The following is a 20,632-nucleotide window of genomic DNA, read 5'->3' as shown; positions in this document are numbered from 1 at the left end:
ATTATTTGCCTGCTACTAATCCTCTTTTAGGACCACTTACTCCACAACATTGTTTGTATTTTTTACCACTTCCACAAGGACATGGATCATTTCTTGCTATTCTTTTTTCTGCTTTAGGTTCATCTTCAAAATTAGTTGAGATATTTTCTGAAGCTTCTGCCATCTTTGCTCTCATAGCTTCAATTGCCTCTTTCTCTTTCTCTTCTTCTTGTGAATCTCTTAATTGAACTGTAAATAATATTTTAATTATTTCATTTTTAATATTTGCAATAAGTTCTAAGAACATATTATAAGACTCTTTTTTGTACTCAACTAATGGATCTTTTTGATTATAACCACGTAGTCCTATACCAGTTTTAAGTGTATCCATAGAGTATAAGTGCTCTCTCCAAGCATTATCAAGGATTTGTAGGTAAAGTATTCGCTCTATCTCTGCTTTTTGCTCAGGTGCAGCCATACTCATTTTATTTTCATATACTTCTTTTATGATTTTAAGTACTTTCTCTTCTAACTCTTCATATGATTCTGACTGAATATTTTCTAAAGTAATCTCTAAATTTAGTTCTTCTTTTACTTTATTTATAATGAAGTCATAATCAAAGTCTTCAGCAGGCATACCATTTATAATATTTGCATGCATTAGTAGATTTGATACATATTCAGCTCTATTTTCATCAAGCTTTTCATCTATTTTAAAACTTGGGTCTAATAAATTATTTCTAAAACCATAGATTACTTTTCTTTGTTTATTTGCAACATCATCATACTCTAATAGGTGTTTTCTACTCTCAAAGTGCATTGTTTCAACTTTTTTCTGAGCATTTTCTACTGCACGTGTTACCATTTTTGATTCAATATGTTCACCTTCTTCAATACCCAATCTTTCCATAATACCTTTTATCTTATCACTTCCAAATATTCTTAAAAGGTTATCTTCTAATGATAAATAAAATTGAGAAACACCCATATCTCCTTGACGTCCAGCTCTACCTCTTAGCTGATTATCAATTCTTCTACTCTCATGTCTTTCTGTACCAATAATTGCTAAACCACCAAGGTCAAGTATTTCTTTAGTTAATTTAATATCAACTCCCCGTCCTGCCATATTAGTAGCAATAGTTACTGCACCTTTTTGTCCAGCATCAGCAATAATTTTTCCCTCTTTTTCATGTTGTTTTGCATTTAAAACTGTGTGAGGTATCTTTTTTTGTTTTAATATTTCATGTAGTTTTTCTGATTTTTCAATAGAGGCAGTACCTACAAGTACTGGTTGACCTTTTTTATGTAGTTCGGCAATTTTGTCACAAACTGCATTGAATTTTTCTCTTTCACTTTTATAGATAAGGTCATTTTTATCAATTCTTTGTACTGGCACATTTGTAGGAATAGATACAACATCAAGGTTATAAATCTCTGCAAACTCTGTTGCTTCTGTTTGAGCAGTTCCTGTCATACCAGCAAGTTTATCGTACATTCTAAAGTAATTTTGGAATGTAATATCTGCTAAGGTTTGTGATTCATCTTGAATAGACACCTTCTCTTTAGCTTCTAAAGCTTGGTGTAAACCCTCAGAAAATCTTCTACCTTCACTTAATCTTCCTGTAAACTCATCTACAATGATTACTTCATTATCTTTTACTACATAGTCAACATCAATTTCAAATACATAGTGAGCTTTAAGTGCTTGGTCTAAAGTATGTGATAATGTAGCATTTTCAAGTAAATAAAGGTTTTCTACTTCAAATAACTCTTCAGCTTTTTTTACACCTTGTTCAGTCATAAGAACAGATTTGCTTTTTTCATCAACAATAAAATCGCCAGTTGTAATAGCTTGCTCATCAGCTTTTTTAGGTTCTATTTTTTCACCACGTTCAAGTTTTTGAGCAATCTCATTAGCTTTGGCATAGTCAGAACTTTTTCTATTTGAAGGACCAGATATGATAAGTGGAGTTCTTGCTTCATCAATTAGAATTGAATCCACTTCATCTACGATTACAAAGTGATGTTGTCTTTGAACACACTCTTCTAAATCATAGTTCATATTATCTCTTAGGTAGTCAAATCCAAATTCATTGTTTGTACCATAGGTAATATCACAAGCATATTGAGCTTTTCTCTCTTCTTCATCTCTAATACCACCTAAAATAGCACCAACACTAAATCCAAGGAAATTATATAAAGGAGCTAGTTCAGAAGCATCTCTGCTAGCCAGATAGTCATTTACTGTAACTACATGTACACCTTTTCCAGTCATGGCATTTAATACAACAGGAAGAGTGGCAACTAAAGTTTTACCTTCACCCGTTTTCATCTCGGCTATTCTTCCATCATGTAAAACCATACCACCCACAAGTTGAACATCATAGTGTCTCATGTTTAGAGTTCTTTTACTAACTTCTCTTGTTATTGCAAAAATATCATTTAAAATATCATTTAGTTTTACTGATTCGTTTTGAACATCATTTTTAAAAGCTTCAAATGCTGCTTTTAATTCATCATCACTCATTGCTTCATATTTTGCCTCAAGCAAAGTTATCTCATCAGCTCTTTTTTTATATCTTTTTACTTCTTTATCATTTTTAGTACCAAAAATTTTTGAAAAAATATTTAACATGAAATATAGTCCTTTTCCGTTATAATCCGATGATTATATAAAAAAGAAGGTTAAATTATGTTTTATAAATTGGTTTTTATTGGAATGTTTGTTTTATCTGCATTTTCTCAAGCTTCAATGTTGAATAATATTAAGTCATTTGATGCAAATTTTGAACAAAAAATCATAAACCCATCACAAAAAGAGATTTTATATAAAGGTCACTTAGTGTTAAAAGAGCCACATTACATTTTATGGCAGTATAAAGAACCAATTTTAAAAAATGTTTATATAATAAATAACTTTGCAATAATTGATGAACCTGAGTTAGAACAAGCAATATTGACTCAACTACAAAATGAAATAGATATATTAAGTCTAATAAAAAATGCTAAAAAAATATCAAAAAATGAATATCTTACAAATATATATGATGTAGAATATAATCTTTTTACAAAAGATAATAAAATTCAAAGAATTGAGTATAAAGATGCCTTGGAAAATAGGGTTATAATAACTTTTTTTGATACAAAACAAAATATAGAAGTGGATGAGGAAATATTTAAATTTTTGCCACCAGATTATTACGACATAATAAGAAAGTAATTATTTTTTAGTTAGAATTCGACTCTTAAAGGTACAACAGACAATAGCTTGAAGTAATTCAAGAGGAAAGTCCGGGCTGCAGTGAAGTAGGGTTCCATCTAAAGGATGGCTAGGGAAACCTAAGGGATAGTGCAACAGAAAGTAAACCGCCATTTATGGTAAGGGTGAAACGGTAAGGTAAGAGCTTACCAGTGTTTTGAGTAATCTTAACAGCTATGTAAACCCAACCCGCAGCAAGAAGAGACGGTATTTACTTCACAGTTTTTCTCTTCGCAGGATTGTTTAAGTAATTTAACAACTAGATAAATTATTGTCAAATACAAAACGCGGCTTATAGTTGTGCCTTTAAGTATAAAACCCTTAACAAAGGGATTTATACTTACTTATATTTTAAGTTGTGTCTTTAACGTGACCAAAATTTATATTATTTTTTCATCTCTTCACAGATATCTAATTTCATACCTTCATGGTAACTGCAGTTTTTACCACATTTATAAGTACCATTTTTTTCTAAGTCTTTTTCTTTTAAAACACCCAATGAAACTTCTCTACATATCTCCAATGTAGGAAATTTAGCTGGAGAAATAAGACTTCTTTTTGTGTTTGCTTTATCTGGGTAAATATATGAAGTCCACTCTGCTTTATCAGCATCACCGAAAATACAACCTGTAAAGAGAGTAAGTGTAAGTGTTGCTAGGAAAATATTTTTAATCATTAATTATCTTTCTTTTTTTCTTTGGATTTTATTATAATCAATCTAAAATCTTCTTTAGTGTAGATTTCATAACATCAAAATCTTTTAAAAACTCTTTTAAACGTAGATTTTCGAGGTACATATTTATAGCTTTTAGAAGTTGTTCTGAAACTTTTCCCAATGAGGCTGCTTTATTTATGGTATCAGGTTTGTAGCCAATCTCTTTTGCTAGAGCTTTATATGTGATATTTAAATCCTTACATACATGTTTTATAATATTTGGATTTAATTGTTCATATAAGTGTTTATATGTAATATCAAATAAGTTACATACATCAATAATTACATCTTTTTTAGTAATTAAATTAGCTCTATGATCAAAATTCGCTGAACTTGGATTATACATATCAAACTTCTCTTCTTTTAAGGATATAAATAGTTCTTCTCCATCACAACCAATTATTTCATCAAAGGTTTTTGCTAAATCAACTTCATTTCTATTTTGAAACTCTTCAATAAACATCAAAGAGTTAACTTTATTAGCTTTAGTTTTTGAGTCTTTTAATTCTTCATATGTAATATCAAAAATTGGATGTTTAAAATCGGGATGGATTGAATTTTTTGGCATTGAACCATCATTGAATAATACATGTAAATTTGTAGACGAATCTCTGTTATTTGAAAAGACACTATATAAATCTGCTGTGGTCATCATATAGTTTGAAAGAAACTCATCAACAACCTCTTCAATCTCATGAATTGATTTGTATTCACACTCTAAATCTCTAACATAGTATTGGACTTTTTGAAAAAGTTTTCCTACTTGAATCATATTTGGGCCTTTTTTGAAACATTATCTAAAAGTTGTATTATATACAATATAAACTTTAATTTTTATATATTAAATAATGACAAATTATGAAAATATATAAATTTAATCTTATGTTAAGAAAGCTAAAATGCTATTGTTTTACTATTATTCCACAATATTTATGGTATGATAAATTAAAAATATCAAGAGAATAAATTATGAAAAAATTGTTAAGTATATGTATCCTTTTAGTTTTTATGGTACCTCTTTTTGCTGTTGATTTTTCTGAAATGTCAACTCAAGAATTGATAGAAATTATTGGTTTTGTTAAAAAAGAAAACAGAGCTAAATTTGAAAAAGAGCTAAAATCTAGAGTCTCTACCATGAGTCAAAAAGAGAGAAATCAATACCATAAAAATATGCAAAAATCAAAAGAAAAAAGATAAATATGAAGAGAAAAATTTTACTTTTAGAAGATGATATTACATTAAATGAAACAGTAGTTGAATATTTACAAGAGAGTGATTTTGAAGTTGTATCTTTATATGATGGAGAAGATGCATATGCAAAAATCTATGAAGAAAAATTTGATTTATTGTTATTGGATGTAAATGTTCCTTCTCTAAATGGTTTTGAACTTTTAGAAAATCTAAGAATTGATAATATAAATACTCCTGTGATATTTATCACTTCTCTAAACTCTATGGACTCTTTTGAAAAAGGTTTTAATTTAGGTTGTGATGATTATATAAGAAAACCTTTTGAACTAAAAGAGTTGCTTATTAGAATAGAATCTATACTAAAAAGAGGGTATTTTCATAGTGTTGATACAAAAGTAAATATAGTAGATGATATTTATTTTGATGCAAGTACTAATTTACTTTTTAAAAATGATGAACAAATAAAAATAAACAACAAAGAGACAAAACTATTAAAACTCTTTTTACAAAACCAAGACCAAATCTTATCCCATGAGCAAATTTATGAGTATGTTTGGGATTATGATGAAGAGAGTAGTGATTTTTCACTAAGAACTTATATAAAGAATATGAGAAAAATATTTGGGAAAGAGAGAATCATAAGTGTTAAAAAGCTTGGATATAGATTTACCACAGAGTGAAAAAAAGACTCTTTGGGGCTTTTTAACGCTATATAGTGTACTTTGTATTGTAATTTTATTATTTATTTCATTTTTATATTATAACTTCAAAAAAGATTTAATGCTTCAAAATAAAAGATTAATACTACAAGAGTATTCAAATGATTTAATAATAAGATTAAAAGATTTGCATATTAACTTTGATAAATATAAATATTATCCACGGGATGAAAGATTTAATTCGGCAATTTATGATAGCAATAGAAATCTTATATTTTCAACACTAGCACCTGCTAAAGTAAAACTTGATGAGATAACTTATACTACAAATAGCTACATACACTATATAAAAGAGCCTGAATCATACTATTTGGGTGCAAAATATGTACTTCTTGAGATACCAGAAGATAAAGCTTGGATAAATGAAGTTGTAAATAAAATTACTATCTTTTTAGTTTTTGGTTTTTCTTTTATGTTTATTTTGGGATATTTTTTATTGAAACTGTTTTTAAAGCCAATGCGTGATTCTCTTCATCTATTAGATAGATTTATAAAAGATACAACCCATGAACTAAATACGCCAATTAGCGCAATTATTACAAATATTGAGATGATTGATATAGAGAAATTAGAAGATGAAAAATTGCAAAAAAAGTTAAAACGAATTGATACAGGAGCTAAAACAGTATCAAATATTTATCAAGATTTGACATATTTGGCACTAAATAATAAAATCATTTCACAAAATGAAGATTTAGATTTATCAAAAATTGTTTTAAATAGAATTGAGTACTTTAAAACTTTAGCCGATGTAAAAAAGATAACTTTTATAAAAAGTATAAATTCTGGCGTAAGAATTTTTAGTGATGAAAAAAAGATAAGCAAAGTAATAGATAATCTTTTATCAAATGCAATAAAATATAATAAAATAGCTGGAACCATTGAAATCACCCTTGAAAATAAAAAATTAATCATAAAAGATAGTGGAAAAGGTATACCTAAAGATAAAATACCATCTATGTTTGAAAGATATGCACGATTTGATAAGAGTGTTGGTGGTTTTGGAATAGGGCTAAATATAGTTTATATTATAAGTAAAGAGTACAATATAGACATAAAAATAAAATCAGAAATAGGAGTTGGAACTCAAATGGAGCTTACATGGTAAAAAAACTACTTTTTTTTGTTTTAATTTTTGTTTCATTTTCTTGGGCAAGTGTTTATAAAAGCAATTGTGTTTCTTGTCATAATAGACTACCCGTTTCCATTGACAAATACTTTTATAGATACTTATTAAAATATAGCTCGCAAAAAGCTGTAAATGAAGCTATGACAAACTATCTTAAAAATCCTAACAAAGATACAACAATCATGCCAGATGCTTTTATAAGCAGATTTGGAGTAAAAAAAGCAACTACATTAAGTGACAAAGATTTACAAAAAGCTTTAGATGAATATTGGGAAATATATAAAGTATTTGGTAAATTAAAATAATCTTCTAAAATTCACAATCCTTCCACTTTTATTTTTTATACTTCTTTTATCAAAACATTAAAAGGAGTTAAAATGCAAACTTTAACAAAAATCTTAGTAGTAAGTTCAATCTTAGGTTTAACAACACTTATGGCAAGTGAAGGAGAAACTCTTTATAAAGCTTGTGCTTCATGTCATGGACAAAATGGGGAAAAAGCAGCTCTTGGGAAATCACAGATAATTAAAGGCTGGGATAAAGAGAAGATAGTAACATCTTTAAAAGGTTATAAAGATGGATCATATGGTGGTGCTATGAAAGGTGTTATGAAAGGTCAAGTTTCAAGATTAGATGATCAAAAAATAGATGCTTTGGCAACTTATATAGCAACATTTAAATAGTAGTAGCTTAAAAAAGCTATTACTTAATAAGGAGGCAGTTATGAAAAAGCCAATTAAACTATTATTTTTAGGATTAATAATATTATCAACCTCTCTTTTAGCTCAAGGTGATAGATTTTCTGAACTTGTAAAAGTAGACTATTCAAAACCAATTTATGAAACAGTAGAAGAGATTATTCCACATAGACATACAAACAATTGTTATGAAGAGTATACTGTTAGAACACCCAAAAACAGAACATCTTCATATAGAAATGAAAATATAGTTGGAGTAGATACTATTATTGGTGCAACAACTGGTGTGATTATTGGAAATCAAATAGGACGAGGCAATGGGAAAGTAGCTGCTAAAGTTATAGGTGGACTTTTAGGTGCAACAGTTGCAAATAGCATGAGAAATTATGAAAGAGTTCAAGATAATACAAATGAATATTATTATGAAACAAAAAGAAAGAATGTATGTGACAATTATAATAAAAAAGTAGTAAGAAAAAATATTTTAAAAGGATATGATAACTATTTTACTTACAACGGAAAAGAGTATAGGAAGTTTACAAATTATAAAGAGAACTACGTAAGAGTCGAAACAAAAATAAATTTCTAAAAAAAAAGGTAGGCTAATTTAGCCTACCTTTTTTTTAGTTAAAAGTAATAATTTATAAAATTATTTTGCAGCAACAGCTTCTTTTAAAGCTTTACCAACTTTAAATTTAGCTACAGTAGTAGCTGGAACGTTAACAGTTTTATCTGTACCTGGAACTTTTGCAGTTCTTGCAGCTCTAGCTGCTGTAGAAAATGTACCAAACCCGATGAAACTAACAGTTTCTTTTTTTACTAAAGTCTCAGTAATAGTTTCTAATACAGAATCAACTGCACATTTTGCGTCTTTTTTAGATAATCCTGCTTTTGCAGCTACTGCGTCGATAAATTCAGCTTTGTTCATTGAAGAACTCCTTGTTTAAGATTTAAAGTTACCAAAACTTTATACTATTTAAACTTTAAAATAGCTAAAAGTATTAGCTTTTTTCCCACAAATAGAGGTTTATTTGCAAAAAAATGATTTTTTAGTCTCTAAAACTTGATTTTATGCTTAATAATCTACAGCTATTCTCAATAATTGCTACTTTTTTTACAAGCTCATTTATGTCTCTATCGTATACATATACTCCAATTCCTTTTATTACCATGACATGAGTATTAGTCTCTTTTAGATATTTTGTAATCTCTAGTGCATTTCTATCATACCAAGTAGAAAAATTTCCTGGGTCAATTACTTTTATCTTACCAAAGGTTGTTTTACCAAAATAATCATCAAAAACAATTTCATCATGGTCAAAGGTATATGCTGTTGTATATATAGGAACTCCAAAGGCAATATATTTGGCTTCATGGATATTATTATATATGGTTGCATGGATATGTGCTTCTATACTTGCTATTTTCCATCTATAATCTCTATTTGTCATACTCAATTCACAAAAAGACTTTTCACTCATTTCATCAAAAATTGCATCTGAGGTATTGATCATAAAACTATTATGGTCAAGTTTTGAAGATATTGCTCCATGGTAGATACCAAAAAAGTTTTTTCTAAATAGTGTCAAAGATAGCTTACCTAGTTGCTCTATGTGATTTTGATCAATCATTTTAAATACCTTAAATATTGTTTTGGATATTATATATAAAAAATTATAAGGACCCTTTTAATGAATATCCCACATATACCTGTATTATACAAAGAGACACTAGAAGTCTTCGAAAATATCAACAATGGGTATATACTAGATTGTACTTTAGGTTATGCAGGTCACTCAGAAGGGCTATTAAAACAAAATTCAAATGTAAAGTTAATATGTAATGACCAAGATAGTGAAGCTTTAGAGTTTTCTAAAAAGAGATTAGAACCTTTTTTAAATAGGGTTACTTTCAATAAAGGAAACTTTGAAACAGTTTTAAAGAGTTTCAAAGAGTTTGATATTCAAGGGATATTAGCAGATATTGGAGTCTCTTCTTTGCAACTAGACAAACAAGAGAGAGGTTTTGGTTTTGATAGTGATTCTTTAGATATGAGAATGAATCAAGAACAAACATTGGATGCAGCATTTGTAGTAAATAACTATTCTCAAAGTGAATTAGAGCGAGTCTTTAAGGAGTGTGGAGAGGTAAAAGAGTATAAAAAAGTTGCTTCATTAGTAGTGAATAATAGACCATTTTCTAGTGCAAAAGAGTTATCTACTTTTATATCTAAAAATATGCATAAAGGAAAACTTCATCCTGCTACGCTACCTTTTCAAGGTATTAGAATAGAAGTTAATGATGAGTTAGGTGTATTAGAAAGACTTTTTGATTCAATTGAACAAAACAGACCTACAAATTGTTTGGTAGCAATTATCTCTTTTCACTCCCTAGAAGATAGAATTGTGAAAAACTATTTTAAAAAATGGAGTAAAAACTGTATTTGTCCAAGTGATGTTATGAGATGTACTTGTGGTAATGACAATGCTTTAGGGAAAATTATTACGAAAAAGCCTATAATTCCAACAAATGAAGAGATAAAAACTAATCCACGAAGTAGAAGTTCAAAATTGAGGGTTTTTAAATTTGATTAGATTAAATGCAAAAAATTCAATTGTAATTGTTTTATCAACACTTACTATATCATTAGTACTGTTTTTCCCAAAAATATATTTAGCTAATAATATCTATTATATTAGTAAAGATATCAATAAATTGTATGCCAACTATATCTCACTAAAAGAAGAGAATAGGTTCTTACAGCAACAACTTGAAGATATGAAGTTTAAAAACCAAATTATAGATTCTCTTTTGATAAATAGCTTGGAAAATAAATGATTAAGTATATAATAGAGTTTGGACTTAGAAAACCAATTTTAAATCATCTTCTTTTACTTTTTTTATTAATTCTAGCAGTATTTGCATATAACAAAATTCCAAAAGAGATATTTCCTCCTGCTGTTTTGGATTCTGTTGTAATAAATGGCTCTTATGTTGGAGCTAGTTCGGATTTACTTGATAAAATGGCAGTTGAAGATTTAGAAGATGAATTAACATCTTTAGATGAAGCTTCTGATATTACTTCTGTAATAAAAAATGGATATTTTACTATAAATATAAAGCTAAAAAGAGGTTTTAAAGCAGAAGATATTATTGATGATGTAAAAGATATAATTACAAAAACAAAAACAAATTTTCCCTCAGATATGGATGAACCAACAGTAAAAGAGCTTGTTCATGCAATACCACTTATTACAGTTGTAGTTTATGGGGAAGATAAACCAAAAACTCAACTACTTGACGTGGCAAATGAATTAAAAGCATCACTTTCTAAAATGGGAGACTTAAGCAATATCTCTATTTGGGGAGATAGTGACAAAGAGTTACTTATAAAATTTGATGAAAGAAAAATCTTAGCCTATGGACTTAATTTACAAGAAGTAATTACCACTGTAGAAGGCTTAAGTTCGATTTTTCCTGCAGGTATTATAAAAGATAGTACAAGGCACTATTATCTAAGTACTTTTAATGGTGAAAAAGAGATTAAAAATATCCAAAATACAATTTTAAAGCTCTCAAACCAGAAAATTTATCTAAAAGATATTGCAAATATTACTTATAAATTAGCTGATGTAAATAGTATCTCACATTTTAATGGAAATAAAGATGTTTCTGTTGGAGTAAATAAAAGTGAAACGGGCGATGCTATTGAATTAGTTAAAAATATAAAAACCATGCTAAAAGAGTATGAAAAAAAATATCCTGATTTAAATTTTGCAACCCATACAGACACTTCTGTTTGGATAAAGAATAGATTAAATACTGTTGTATCAAATATACTTTTTGGACTTTGTTTACTTTTTATAGCACTATTTTTCTTTATTAATGTAAGAATTGCTGCTGTAATTGCAATAGGAATTCCTACTTCCTTTATGATAGGACTTATTAGTGCGCAGGCTATGGGATATAGTTTAAATATGCTTTCCTTACTAGGTGCACTGATTGCTTTAGGAATGCTTGTTGATGAAGCTATTGTTGTAGGTGAAAATATATATAGACATATGGAGATGGGTAAAGATAGATTAACTGCAGCTATTGATGGGGCAGTTGAAGTCTATCCAGCTGTTTTAACAGCAACTGCTACAACAATATTTGCTTTTTTACCTATTTTACTTATGACAGGAGAAGTAGGGAAGTTTATGAAAGTGCTTCCTATTATGATTACTATTTTACTTATTTCATCTTTGGTTGAAGCTTTTTTCTTTTTACCCTTACATTCAAAACAGCTTTTTAATGTTCATGATAAAAAAAAGAAAGCAGATAAAATTTGGGATTGGAATAAAAAGTTTTATAAAAAGATTTTATCTTTTCTATTAGAAAAGAGATACATCTCATTATTTGCAATGGTTATTTCAATCATTATGTTAACAGTTTTTATTGCCATGGGCTCAAGATTTCAATTCTTGCCTGAGTTTGATACTACACAGGTATATATAAATGGTTCTGTTGGTGTTGGTAAAAAAATAGAACAAACCGAAGAGTTAGTTTCAAAAATAGAACAAAAGATTTTAAAAGAGTATGACTTTGAAAAAGATGTTGACTCTATATCTTCTGTTATTGGATTAAAACTAGATGGTAAAAATCAGCCTCAAAATGAGGAGTTCTATTTTCAAATCTTTGTTAATCTTCATGAAAAAGCACCACAAAATCTCTTTGATAAATATATAAACCCATATTTATCACCAAAATATGATGATACAAATATGATAAGAACAAAACCTGCCCAAAAAGTTGAGAATGAACTTAGAGAACTTATAAAACCATTTATAAGTTCTGGTGAGTTTGAAGAGTTAAAAGTTTTTGTTCCAAAAGCTGGGATTGTTAAAAACGATTTAGAGTTATCAATTAGTGGAAGTAACGTTAGTGTAAAAGATGCTGTTGATAATATAAAAGTAGCACTTAAAGATATAAAAGGGGTATCTAATGTAGCTGATGATTATATTATGGGGAATATTGAACTTAAATTTAAAGTAAATTCTTATGGAGAAAATTTAGGATTTACAGAAAACTACATACTCTCTTCTATTAGACCTTTTTATTTTAAAGGGTCATATTCAAAGATGTTTGATAATACTGGAATTGTTGATATAGTTTTCCAAAGTAAAAATAAAGATTTATTAAGTAGTTTGGATAACTTTGAACTAATAGTTCCAAATACAAATGAAAAGGTTTTACTAAAAGAAGTAGTTGATATTGTAAGAAAAAATGCTTATTCTCAGATATTTAAAGAAAATGGTGAAAGAATAGTATCTATCACAGGTTCAATTGGTGGAGGAGCTACATCAGCTGAAGTTTTTGAGATGTTAAATCCTACTATTGAAAAATATAGACAAAAAGTTACAATTGATATAAAAGGTGAGCAACAAGAGAATGAAAAAGTTCAAAAAGAGATGGGAGAAGCAGCATTAATAGCTGTTGTTCTAATCTTTATTGCTTTAGTGTGGATGTTTGATTCTTTGGTAAAATCTTTAATTATTTTATCAACAATACCTTTATCAGTTTTAGGTGTTTTTGTAGGTCACTTTGTTTTAGGACTTAATATTACAATGCCAAGTTTAATAGGAATAGTTGGTCTTGCAGGGGTTATTGTAAATGATGGAATTATTATGATGGACTTTATTAAAAAAGCAAAATCTTTAGATGAACTTGTAAGTTTTGCACTTTTGAGACTAAGACCTATATTACTAACTTCAGTTACGACTATTCTAGGTTTATTTACTTTAATGTTTTTCGCTTCTGGTCAAGCTCTTATTTTACAGCCAATGGCTGTTTCTTTGGGGTTTGGGATATTATGGGCAACTGTTTTAAATCTATATTATGTACCTATGTTATATAGGCTTATTTATTTAAGAAAAGTATAAAATGTTACTCTTTTTTTTGAGTAACATTTATAATTCCAAGCAATCTTGAGGCTAAACTTCTTTTATCATCAAAGCCCTCTACCTCTTCACCCATATTTAGGGTTGTAATTACAGCTTTCCCTACGATTTTTCTACCATCATTTCCAAAAAAGTCTTTTGTTTTTACTCCCCAAACATTATGAAAAAATAGTGGTTCATTGTTTTTTTGACCAATATAAATCATAATATGTCCCTTCATATAGGCTAGGGTTAAAAAAGGAATGGCATTTTCTAAAATAAACTCTTTTTTCTTTTTATTTGTTAAACTACTTATATCAAGATATCTATAATCTAAAGTTTGACCATAAGAGTTTCTTTTTAGATTTATGCCAAATGGTGCAAAGTAATCTTTTGTCAATGCAGAACAATCCCTATGACTTAAAGCTTCTCCCCACCCATAAGGCTCTTTTAGTAACTCATTTATTATATTTGATACATTATTCTCACTAAGCTCTATAGGTTTTTTTGATATATAAAGGCTTGGAATTTCTACAACTCTTATATATCCATGGTTGTTTGCATATCTTCCCACTGTAATTGCTTTATTGTTTTTAACAGGAAATATGGTTCCTAGTTTTATATATTCTAAAAATATACCTTTTTTATATATTGGGAAATTGTCTTTTATGGCAACATAATAGTTTTGATTTTCAAAAAAGTTTATAATTTTATTATCAACATAAGCTAAGTCATTTACCTCTATCCAGCCTTTTGCAAAAGATGAAAGCACATATGCCCAAGCTCTATCTTTAGAGAAGTGTGAGATCAAAATAGGGGAGTTTATTTTTATACCAGTGTTTTGATTATAATCAAAAGGGAAACCTTCTCCTGCAACACTTGGATTATAAAAAATCTTACTATTTGTTGGAAAAACCCGTAAATTTGAGTTTTTAACTGTTATTGCTTTTCTTAAGAAGGTATTATACTTTTCAAAATTTGAGTTATTTATTTGTTCTTCAAACCACTTTTTTGAAATAACTCTATTATTATCTCCGTAAACTTTGTCATTTTTATATTTAAATTGCCAAGTTACATCTTTTATACTAGCTTTAAATTTTTCTTTATGCCAAGGTTTGAAATATCTCTCATCAAACTCTTTATTTAGTTTCTCTTGTATGTTTTTATTGAAAGTTGGCATTGTAGAGGTGTACTCTTTTGCATCTTGTTTATAGATTTTTAAATCATTTACTTCTGTATCTAATTGCTTTGATGCACAGCCAAAAAATAAAAAAGTGCTAAAAAGAATAGTAAATATAAAATATACTTTTTTCATAAAAATCCTATAAAATCTTAAATTTATTGATTCTAACATAATGCATTTTAAATAGATGTTTATGTCTTTGTAAATTGTTATACTATATTATGTTAAAAACTGTTTTAAAGGTTAAACTTAAGTGACAATTACAATTTCTATTGGAAAAGAGATTTTTGAAGATATCTTAAACATGAAACAAAGAGTTTTATCAAAGGATATTAATAAATACTGGAGAAGTGAACTTTTAGATATAAAAATTGTAGAGGATAAAATAAGATATGATATAAAAAAAGTTGACAGTCTTATTTTAACTAATGGCTTAGGAGAAGAAAAACCCTCTATAAAAATAGAGTGCAAAGATATAGATTACAATGCAAAGCTAAATAAGTTCGAATTTAAGTTAGGAAAAATCTTAGAGCAAAAAAATATTAACAGTATAGAAAACTTTAAAGACAATCTAATTGAAGAGCTTTTAAAAGAGAAAGAGCTTTTAAAAGATATGATGAATAAAGATCCCTTAACATCTTTATACAATAGAAGAAAAATGGAAGAGGATTTAGAGATTTTTACAAAGCAAAAACATTCAAGTATGCTTTGTGCAGTCTTTATTGATGCGGATAGATTTAAAGGAATCAACGATAATTTTGGACATGATGTGGGAGATAAGGTTTTAAAATTTTTGGCAAGTAAGATACAATCACATGTTTATAATCTAAATGGCGAAGCTTATCGATATGGAGGAGAAGAGTTTATAATTCTTTGTTTTGAGAAAAAAGATGAGTTAATTAAAAAACTTAATATTTTAAGAGAAGAGATAAAATCACAAAAGATTTTTCATCCTTTAAAAGAGATATCTATTACTGTATCTATGGGAGTCTCTTTTTATGATAAAACACAGTCAGTAGAACATTTTATAAAAATGGCAGATGATAAAGTTTATGAAGCAAAAATAAAAGGAAGAGATAGACTAGAAGTAGTTTAAATCTTTTTTCCCTTCTTCTATATTTTCATTTACTGTTAATTCAAACTCAGGTTTTCCTATATAGTACCCTTGTGAATAACTTATATTCATAGCTTTAATAAATTCAAATATCTCTTTATTTTCTACATACTCTGCAATTGTTCTTATTTTTAAACTATCACATAAGAATTTTAAAGTACCTACAAGAAGCTGTGTTTTTTTATTTGTATCAATATCAGTAATTAATGTTCCATCAATTTTAAGGTAGTCTATGTAATCAGAAAGCTTAATAATATAATCATAATTTGAATAACCACTTCCAAAATCATCAATTGCAATTTTACAATTAAGTCTTTTAATCTCTTTTATAAAGTTTGTAAAAGCATCATAGTTATTTATAGCTTCTGTTTCAACAAGCTCAATTACGAGTTTATTTTGAACATTATGATTAACAATCTCATCAAAAAGATATTTTCTAATCTCATCATCAAGAATATCTTCCATGCTTAAGTTTATTGAAAATTCAAAATCCTTATCAGCAAAAAATTCAAAAGATTTTTTGATAATAACTTTTGTTAAAGCTTTATATTTTTTTATTTTTTTAGCAATTTGTAAAAACTCATCTGGATAGAATATTTTATCTCCATACTTTAACCTTACAAGAACCTCATACTTTTCAACTTTTCCTTGAAAGTTATTATATATAGGTTGAAATGCAATAAGTACATTATCATTATTTAAAATAGAATCTTTTATTACTTTTATTTTATCTAGGTTTGATTTGTGTTTTTCAAGATTTTCAATATGAGAACTATTGTAAATAGAAATATCATGATTTAAGTCTAATGCTTCATCTAGGGCTATTTCTGCTTCTTTTAACTCATTTATATCATTATTTAGCCTATCTATTCCACTAACTCCAATTGCTGTATCAATATTTATCTCATATTTATCAAGAATAAGAAACTCTTTTTTTTCTAATAAGTTTTGAAGTTTGTTTAATGATTTATTTAATACATTTTTATCTTTATATAGATATTTAAAGGCAAAGACATTATGTTTTATTTTATAGACTTTTAAAAATCTAGTATCTTTTTTTATAAATTCAGTAAAAAAGTGTGCACACTCTTTTAGTAGTTCTTTTGAGACATTAAATCCATATATATTTTGGATATTTTTATCATTTGTTATATTTAATAGAACAATTAGAGAGTCTTTAAACTCTTTTTCTTTTAAATCATTTAAAAGATGTTCCAAGTTAGGCAGCTTTGTTAAACCATCTGTAATAAATTGTTTAATTATTTTTTCTTCAAGTTTTTCAGGAGTACTTGCAAAGTGTACAACAAGAGGTAAAGCTAAAACTGAAATAAATATAAGAATATACATCAATTGCAATTTTTTATTTTCTGCATTTTCTTCGATTTTAGTAAATTTTGATTGAAATAGTAAAGTTAAATTTTCTTGCGAGTTGAAAGTGTCGAGTTTTTTTGCATATTTTGTCTCACTAGTATACTCTTCTTTAGATAAAATAAGTTTTGCAGTTATTTTTCCAACTCTATCTTCTAATAAATGAGTATTAAACTTATCTGAGTAAATAGCCAGTTCTTTAGAATCATCAATAATAAATTGCCCTTTGTTATTGACTAAAAAGATGTTGAATAGTTCACTCTCTCTTAACTTATTTAGGAAGTTGTCTAAAAAGATATTTATAACAATAAAGCCTTTTTTATTGTTGTTTTTATCAAAAATGGCTTTAGCAACCCTAATTGTTGCCATTTTAGGTTCTGTGATTTTTCCATTTTCTATATTTAAATCTATGTTAGAGACTCCATATTCTCCATTTTTCAACTCTATAAATGTTTTAAAATAGTCACGATATGCTTTATTTTCTAATTTATTTTCTGGGGTTATTATTGAAGGTGTATCTTTTGAAAAAAGATTTTTATTAATCTTTATTTTTTCATTACCATTTAAATCAAGATATCTTATTTGAAAAGTTGATGGCAAAGTGTTTAGTACAGCGAGGAATAGTTGAGTACTATTCTCCTCATCATGTTTGTTGTTTATATAGTCTGTAAATAGTCTATTTCTTGAAAGTACATCTAATGAGTTTTTGTAATTATTTATATAGTCAAGTATATATTTATTTTTATTTTGAAAAATTATTTCATGGGTTTCATTTGTGATATTATGGATATTTGATTCATTTGTATAGTTGTTAAAAATATAGATAAAACTTACTAGAATAGTGATAGATAATAAATGGAAAAATAAAAATTTAGATTTGTAGCTTAATTTCAAAATAGATACCCTTTTAGGAATATTTTCTTGTTAATATATTACAAGAAAAACCTTTAAAAAGGTATCAACTTTATTTAAAAGAGAGACTATTTCCCTACTTTTTCTGCGATAGCATTAATGTCAGCGTCACTTAATCCTGTAACTTGACCTTTCATAAGACCTTTCATTGGTCCACCATAAGTTCCATCTTGATAACCTTTTAAAGAAGATACGATATCCGCTTTACTCATATCACTAAGTACTTTAGATTTACCCATAGCAGCTTTTTCCCCATTTGCCCCATGACATGCAACACATTTATCATATGGAGCTGCAAATGCAGCACATGCTAGAATTGAAGTTAAAAGTATAATTTTTTTCATTGTTTGCCTTTAATGTTAATTGAACATTAAAATATTATAATACTTTAACTTTTAAGTTTATTATTTAATTTAAGAATTTATTCAATAGAGCTAAAATGAGGAGAAGGGTAACATTATTAAAATAAGAAGATATTCTTCTTATTTTAATTATTTACCTATTTGTTCTGCAATAGCATTAATGTCAGCATCACTTAAAGTCATCACTTGACCTTTCATAAGACCTTTCATTGGACCACCATAAGTTCCATCTTTATAACCTTTTAGTGAAGCAACAATATCAGCTTTTGACATATCTTTTATTATTTTTGATTTACCTAACGCCGCTTTTTCACCATTTGCACCATGGCAACCAGCACATTTTGTATATGGACTAGCAAATGATACACATGCTAAGATTGTTGTAAGAAGTAAGATTTTTTTCATAAAATTCCTTTTTTTAAAATTGTATAAGAATTTTAATCTAAAAATATAATTTATGCTTTGATTTATGTCAAAAGTGAGATATCTAATATAGCAATTGCTATATTAGATAGTTTCTAAAATCTCTTTTTTTAGTTCTTGTTTGTTGACTTTATTTTTATCACTAGGAATTAGTGGTAAAGATTTCTTATATACAATTTTAGATGGAATCATATATGAAGCTAGATGTTTTTTTAGTTCAAAAGTTATCTCTTTTGCAGATAATTCACTTCTTGCACTATATACTAAAACAATCTCTTCTTCAATATCTGGATTATCTATTGAAAATACTGCACACTGTTCTATTTGAGGTATATTATTTATAACAACTGATTCAACTTCAAAAGGACTTACTCTAAATCCTCTTGTTTTAATCATATCATCGTGTCTTGATACAAAATAGATATATCCCTCTTCATCTTTATAAACATAATCTCCAGTTTTTACAACAACTTCATCCCTTAGCTGTCCTTCAAGATTGATTACATTTTTTAATATATCAATTGATTTGAATCTTTGTTCTGTTTCTAAAGGAGCATTCCAAAAGCCTTTATAAATATATCCACCTCTGTGAATTAGTTCACCTACAACTCTTGGTTCACACTCTTTTCCTTCTTCATCTATAACATATAGTTCAACATCAGGAATTGATTTTCCAATTGAAGTTGGTCTTATGTTTATTTGGCTTGGGTCTAAGTAAGTTGATCTAAATGCTTCTGTTAAGCCATGCATTGAGAAAAACTTAGCACTTGTAAAATATTTTTGTACGTCAGTTAACATTTTAGGAGTCACATTACCACCTGATGAAGTGATAATTCTAACATTAGCTAGTAATTCAGCACTTGGAAGTCTGTGTGAGTCTTCATCAAACATTTGAGTGATATTTATAGGCATAAGAGGAATAACAGTAACATTATCATTAATTAAGTGATTGAAAAAGTCACTTGCAAGTATAAATCTATGTAGTGCTAAAGTTGCTCTTTTATATAAAGAACAAAAAATTTGATTTAAACCATAATCTAAGTTAAATAATAAAATTCCAGATATTACATCATCCTCTTCTAAACTTAAATAGTGAGATACAACTCTTGCACTGTCTATTAAGTTTCTATGTGAGATAACTATACCTTTTGGGGTTCCTGTTATTCCAAATGAGTAAGTAATAACTGCATTATCATGACCATTTATTTGACATGTATATGGTTTATTATAGTATTTGAAAATCTCTTCAAATGATGGTATATCTTTATGCGTTGTTTCATAAGAGATAATATGACCATCAAATTTAATCTCTTCTATTGATTCAAGTTTTAATTTATCTGTAATAATACACTTAATATCACAATCTTTAATTATATATTCCACTTGTTCTGGTTTAAGTAACTTTGTAAGAGGAACAAGTACATAATCTGTAGATAAAATAGAAAGTATGGCAATTACTTGCTCAATACCTTTATTTGAATAGATACCAATTCTACTTCCTTTTGGTAAATCTAACTCATTTAGATAAAAAGCTACTTGATTTACTTTTGTAAGTAAATCACTATATGTAAGGCTTTTTTCATTTAGGACTAAAGCATTTTTATTTGGATGTGAGATTGCAGCATCTTCAATTAATCTTCTAATACAATTTATAGACATCTT

At 27.6% G+C, this 20,632-nt stretch carries 21 protein-coding genes and 1 other RNA gene; 12 read left to right on the top strand and 10 right to left on the bottom strand.

Annotated features, from left to right (window positions below; translation table 11 throughout):
• Position 1 precedes the first annotated feature (1 nt).
• Positions 2-2,614, bottom strand: coding sequence for a preprotein translocase subunit SecA (gene secA / locus Q0617_RS04965; RefSeq protein WP_298751132.1), 2,613 nt, complete (start codon positions 2,612-2,614; stop codon positions 2-4).
• A gap of 57 nt (positions 2,615-2,671) precedes the next feature.
• Here secA and lolA point away from each other — a divergent pair, with 57 nt between their 5' ends.
• Together lolA and rnpB are read left to right on the top strand one after the other, a co-directional pair.
• Entirely contained in the window at positions 2,672-3,199 is a 528-nt protein-coding gene (lolA, locus tag Q0617_RS04960; RefSeq protein ID WP_298751130.1) for a LolA-like outer membrane lipoprotein chaperone, read from the top strand.
• Between the two features lie 28 nt (positions 3,200-3,227).
• Positions 3,228-3,549, top strand: an RNA gene (rnpB, locus tag Q0617_RS04955) — RNase P RNA component class A.
• A gap of 74 nt (positions 3,550-3,623) precedes the next feature.
• Here the strand turns inward: rnpB and Q0617_RS04950 are convergent.
• Together Q0617_RS04950 and Q0617_RS04945 are read right to left on the bottom strand one after the other, a co-directional pair.
• On the bottom strand, positions 3,624-3,914 hold the full coding sequence (locus Q0617_RS04950) for a hypothetical protein (RefSeq protein ID WP_298751128.1): 291 nt from the start codon (positions 3,912-3,914) through the stop codon (positions 3,624-3,626).
• A gap of 37 nt (positions 3,915-3,951) precedes the next feature.
• A complete protein-coding gene (locus Q0617_RS04945; protein WP_298751125.1) occupies positions 3,952-4,725 on the bottom strand; it encodes a hypothetical protein in 774 nt (257 codons plus the stop codon).
• Positions 4,726-4,922: 197 nt separating this feature from the next.
• Between Q0617_RS04945 and Q0617_RS04940 the strand changes: the two genes are divergently transcribed.
• The 6 genes from Q0617_RS04940 to Q0617_RS04915 all read left to right on the top strand — a co-directional run bounded on the left by Q0617_RS04940 (position 4,923) and on the right by Q0617_RS04915 (position 8,279).
• Complete coding sequence (locus tag Q0617_RS04940; protein WP_298751123.1) at positions 4,923-5,150, top strand: DUF1104 domain-containing protein; 228 nt, start codon at positions 4,923-4,925, stop codon at positions 5,148-5,150.
• Between the two features lie 2 nt (positions 5,151-5,152).
• Entirely contained in the window at positions 5,153-5,824 is a 672-nt protein-coding gene (locus Q0617_RS04935; protein WP_298751121.1) for a response regulator transcription factor, read from the top strand.
• Positions 5,787-6,971: a HAMP domain-containing sensor histidine kinase gene (locus Q0617_RS04930; protein WP_298751120.1), complete on the top strand. Its 1,185-nt coding sequence runs from the start codon at positions 5,787-5,789 to the stop codon at positions 6,969-6,971. Before Q0617_RS04935 ends, Q0617_RS04930 begins: the two co-directional genes overlap by 38 nt.
• Positions 6,965-7,297: a hypothetical protein gene (locus Q0617_RS04925; protein WP_298751118.1), complete on the top strand. Its 333-nt coding sequence runs from the start codon at positions 6,965-6,967 to the stop codon at positions 7,295-7,297. Before Q0617_RS04930 ends, Q0617_RS04925 begins: the two co-directional genes overlap by 7 nt.
• 72 nt (positions 7,298-7,369) lie before the next feature.
• Positions 7,370-7,675, top strand: coding sequence for a c-type cytochrome (locus tag Q0617_RS04920; protein ID WP_298751116.1), 306 nt, complete (start codon positions 7,370-7,372; stop codon positions 7,673-7,675).
• A gap of 40 nt (positions 7,676-7,715) precedes the next feature.
• Complete coding sequence (locus tag Q0617_RS04915; RefSeq protein ID WP_298751114.1) at positions 7,716-8,279, top strand: glycine zipper 2TM domain-containing protein; 564 nt, start codon at positions 7,716-7,718, stop codon at positions 8,277-8,279.
• Between the two features lie 60 nt (positions 8,280-8,339).
• Here the strand turns inward: Q0617_RS04915 and Q0617_RS04910 are convergent, their stop codons facing one another.
• Both Q0617_RS04910 and Q0617_RS04905 read right to left on the bottom strand, forming a co-directional pair.
• On the bottom strand, positions 8,340-8,618 hold the full coding sequence (locus Q0617_RS04910; protein WP_298751113.1) for an HU family DNA-binding protein: 279 nt from the start codon (positions 8,616-8,618) through the stop codon (positions 8,340-8,342).
• 121 nt (positions 8,619-8,739) lie between these two features.
• The gene (locus tag Q0617_RS04905) at positions 8,740-9,321 is read right to left on the bottom strand and encodes a class II aldolase and adducin N-terminal domain-containing protein (protein ID WP_298751110.1); all 582 of its coding nucleotides are present in this window, start codon (positions 9,319-9,321) and stop codon (positions 8,740-8,742) included.
• A 60-nt stretch (positions 9,322-9,381) separates the two neighbouring features.
• Between Q0617_RS04905 and rsmH the strand changes: the two genes are divergently transcribed.
• Genes rsmH through Q0617_RS04890 form a run of 3 tightly spaced genes read left to right on the top strand, consistent with a single transcriptional unit; the run spans position 9,382 to position 13,611 of the window.
• A complete protein-coding gene (gene rsmH, locus Q0617_RS04900; protein WP_298751108.1) occupies positions 9,382-10,284 on the top strand; it encodes a 16S rRNA (cytosine(1402)-N(4))-methyltransferase RsmH in 903 nt (300 codons plus the stop codon).
• A complete protein-coding gene (locus tag Q0617_RS04895; RefSeq protein ID WP_298751106.1) occupies positions 10,277-10,528 on the top strand; it encodes a hypothetical protein in 252 nt (83 codons plus the stop codon). The genes rsmH and Q0617_RS04895 overlap by 8 nt, the downstream gene beginning before the upstream one ends.
• Entirely contained in the window at positions 10,525-13,611 is a 3,087-nt protein-coding gene (locus Q0617_RS04890; protein ID WP_298751104.1) for an efflux RND transporter permease subunit, read from the top strand. Before Q0617_RS04895 ends, Q0617_RS04890 begins: the two co-directional genes overlap by 4 nt.
• A gap of 4 nt (positions 13,612-13,615) precedes the next feature.
• Here Q0617_RS04890 and Q0617_RS04885 read toward each other — a convergent pair whose 3' ends face one another.
• Positions 13,616-14,923, bottom strand: a complete 1,308-nt coding sequence (locus tag Q0617_RS04885) for an SH3 domain-containing C40 family peptidase (protein ID WP_298751102.1) — start codon at positions 14,921-14,923, stop codon at positions 13,616-13,618.
• Positions 14,924-15,044: 121 nt separating this feature from the next.
• Between Q0617_RS04885 and Q0617_RS04880 the strand changes: the two genes are divergently transcribed.
• Positions 15,045-15,887: a GGDEF domain-containing protein gene (locus tag Q0617_RS04880; RefSeq protein ID WP_298751100.1), complete on the top strand. Its 843-nt coding sequence runs from the start codon at positions 15,045-15,047 to the stop codon at positions 15,885-15,887.
• On the opposite strand, the gene Q0617_RS04875 is transcribed toward Q0617_RS04880, so the two are convergent.
• The 4 genes from Q0617_RS04875 to Q0617_RS04860 all read right to left on the bottom strand — a co-directional run bounded on the left by Q0617_RS04875 (position 15,873) and on the right by Q0617_RS04860 (position 20,629).
• Positions 15,873-18,167, bottom strand: a complete 2,295-nt coding sequence (locus Q0617_RS04875) for an EAL domain-containing protein (RefSeq protein WP_298751098.1) — start codon at positions 18,165-18,167, stop codon at positions 15,873-15,875. The genes Q0617_RS04880 and Q0617_RS04875 overlap by 15 nt on opposite strands.
• An 86-nt stretch (positions 18,168-18,253) precedes the next feature.
• Complete coding sequence (locus tag Q0617_RS04870) at positions 18,254-18,529, bottom strand: c-type cytochrome (protein ID WP_298751097.1); 276 nt, start codon at positions 18,527-18,529, stop codon at positions 18,254-18,256.
• 147 nt (positions 18,530-18,676) lie between these two features.
• Positions 18,677-18,952, bottom strand: a complete 276-nt coding sequence (locus tag Q0617_RS04865; protein WP_298751094.1) for a c-type cytochrome — start codon at positions 18,950-18,952, stop codon at positions 18,677-18,679.
• Between the two features lie 102 nt (positions 18,953-19,054).
• Positions 19,055-20,629: an AMP-binding protein gene (locus Q0617_RS04860; protein WP_298751092.1), complete on the bottom strand. Its 1,575-nt coding sequence runs from the start codon at positions 20,627-20,629 to the stop codon at positions 19,055-19,057.
• Between the last annotated feature and the right edge of the window lie 3 nt (positions 20,630-20,632).

Origin of the sequence: uncultured Arcobacter sp., assembly GCF_937982575.1 — a bacterium.
GTDB lineage: Bacteria > Campylobacterota > Campylobacteria > Campylobacterales > Arcobacteraceae > Arcobacter.
This window is presented reverse-complemented; position numbering and strand designations above follow the sequence as displayed.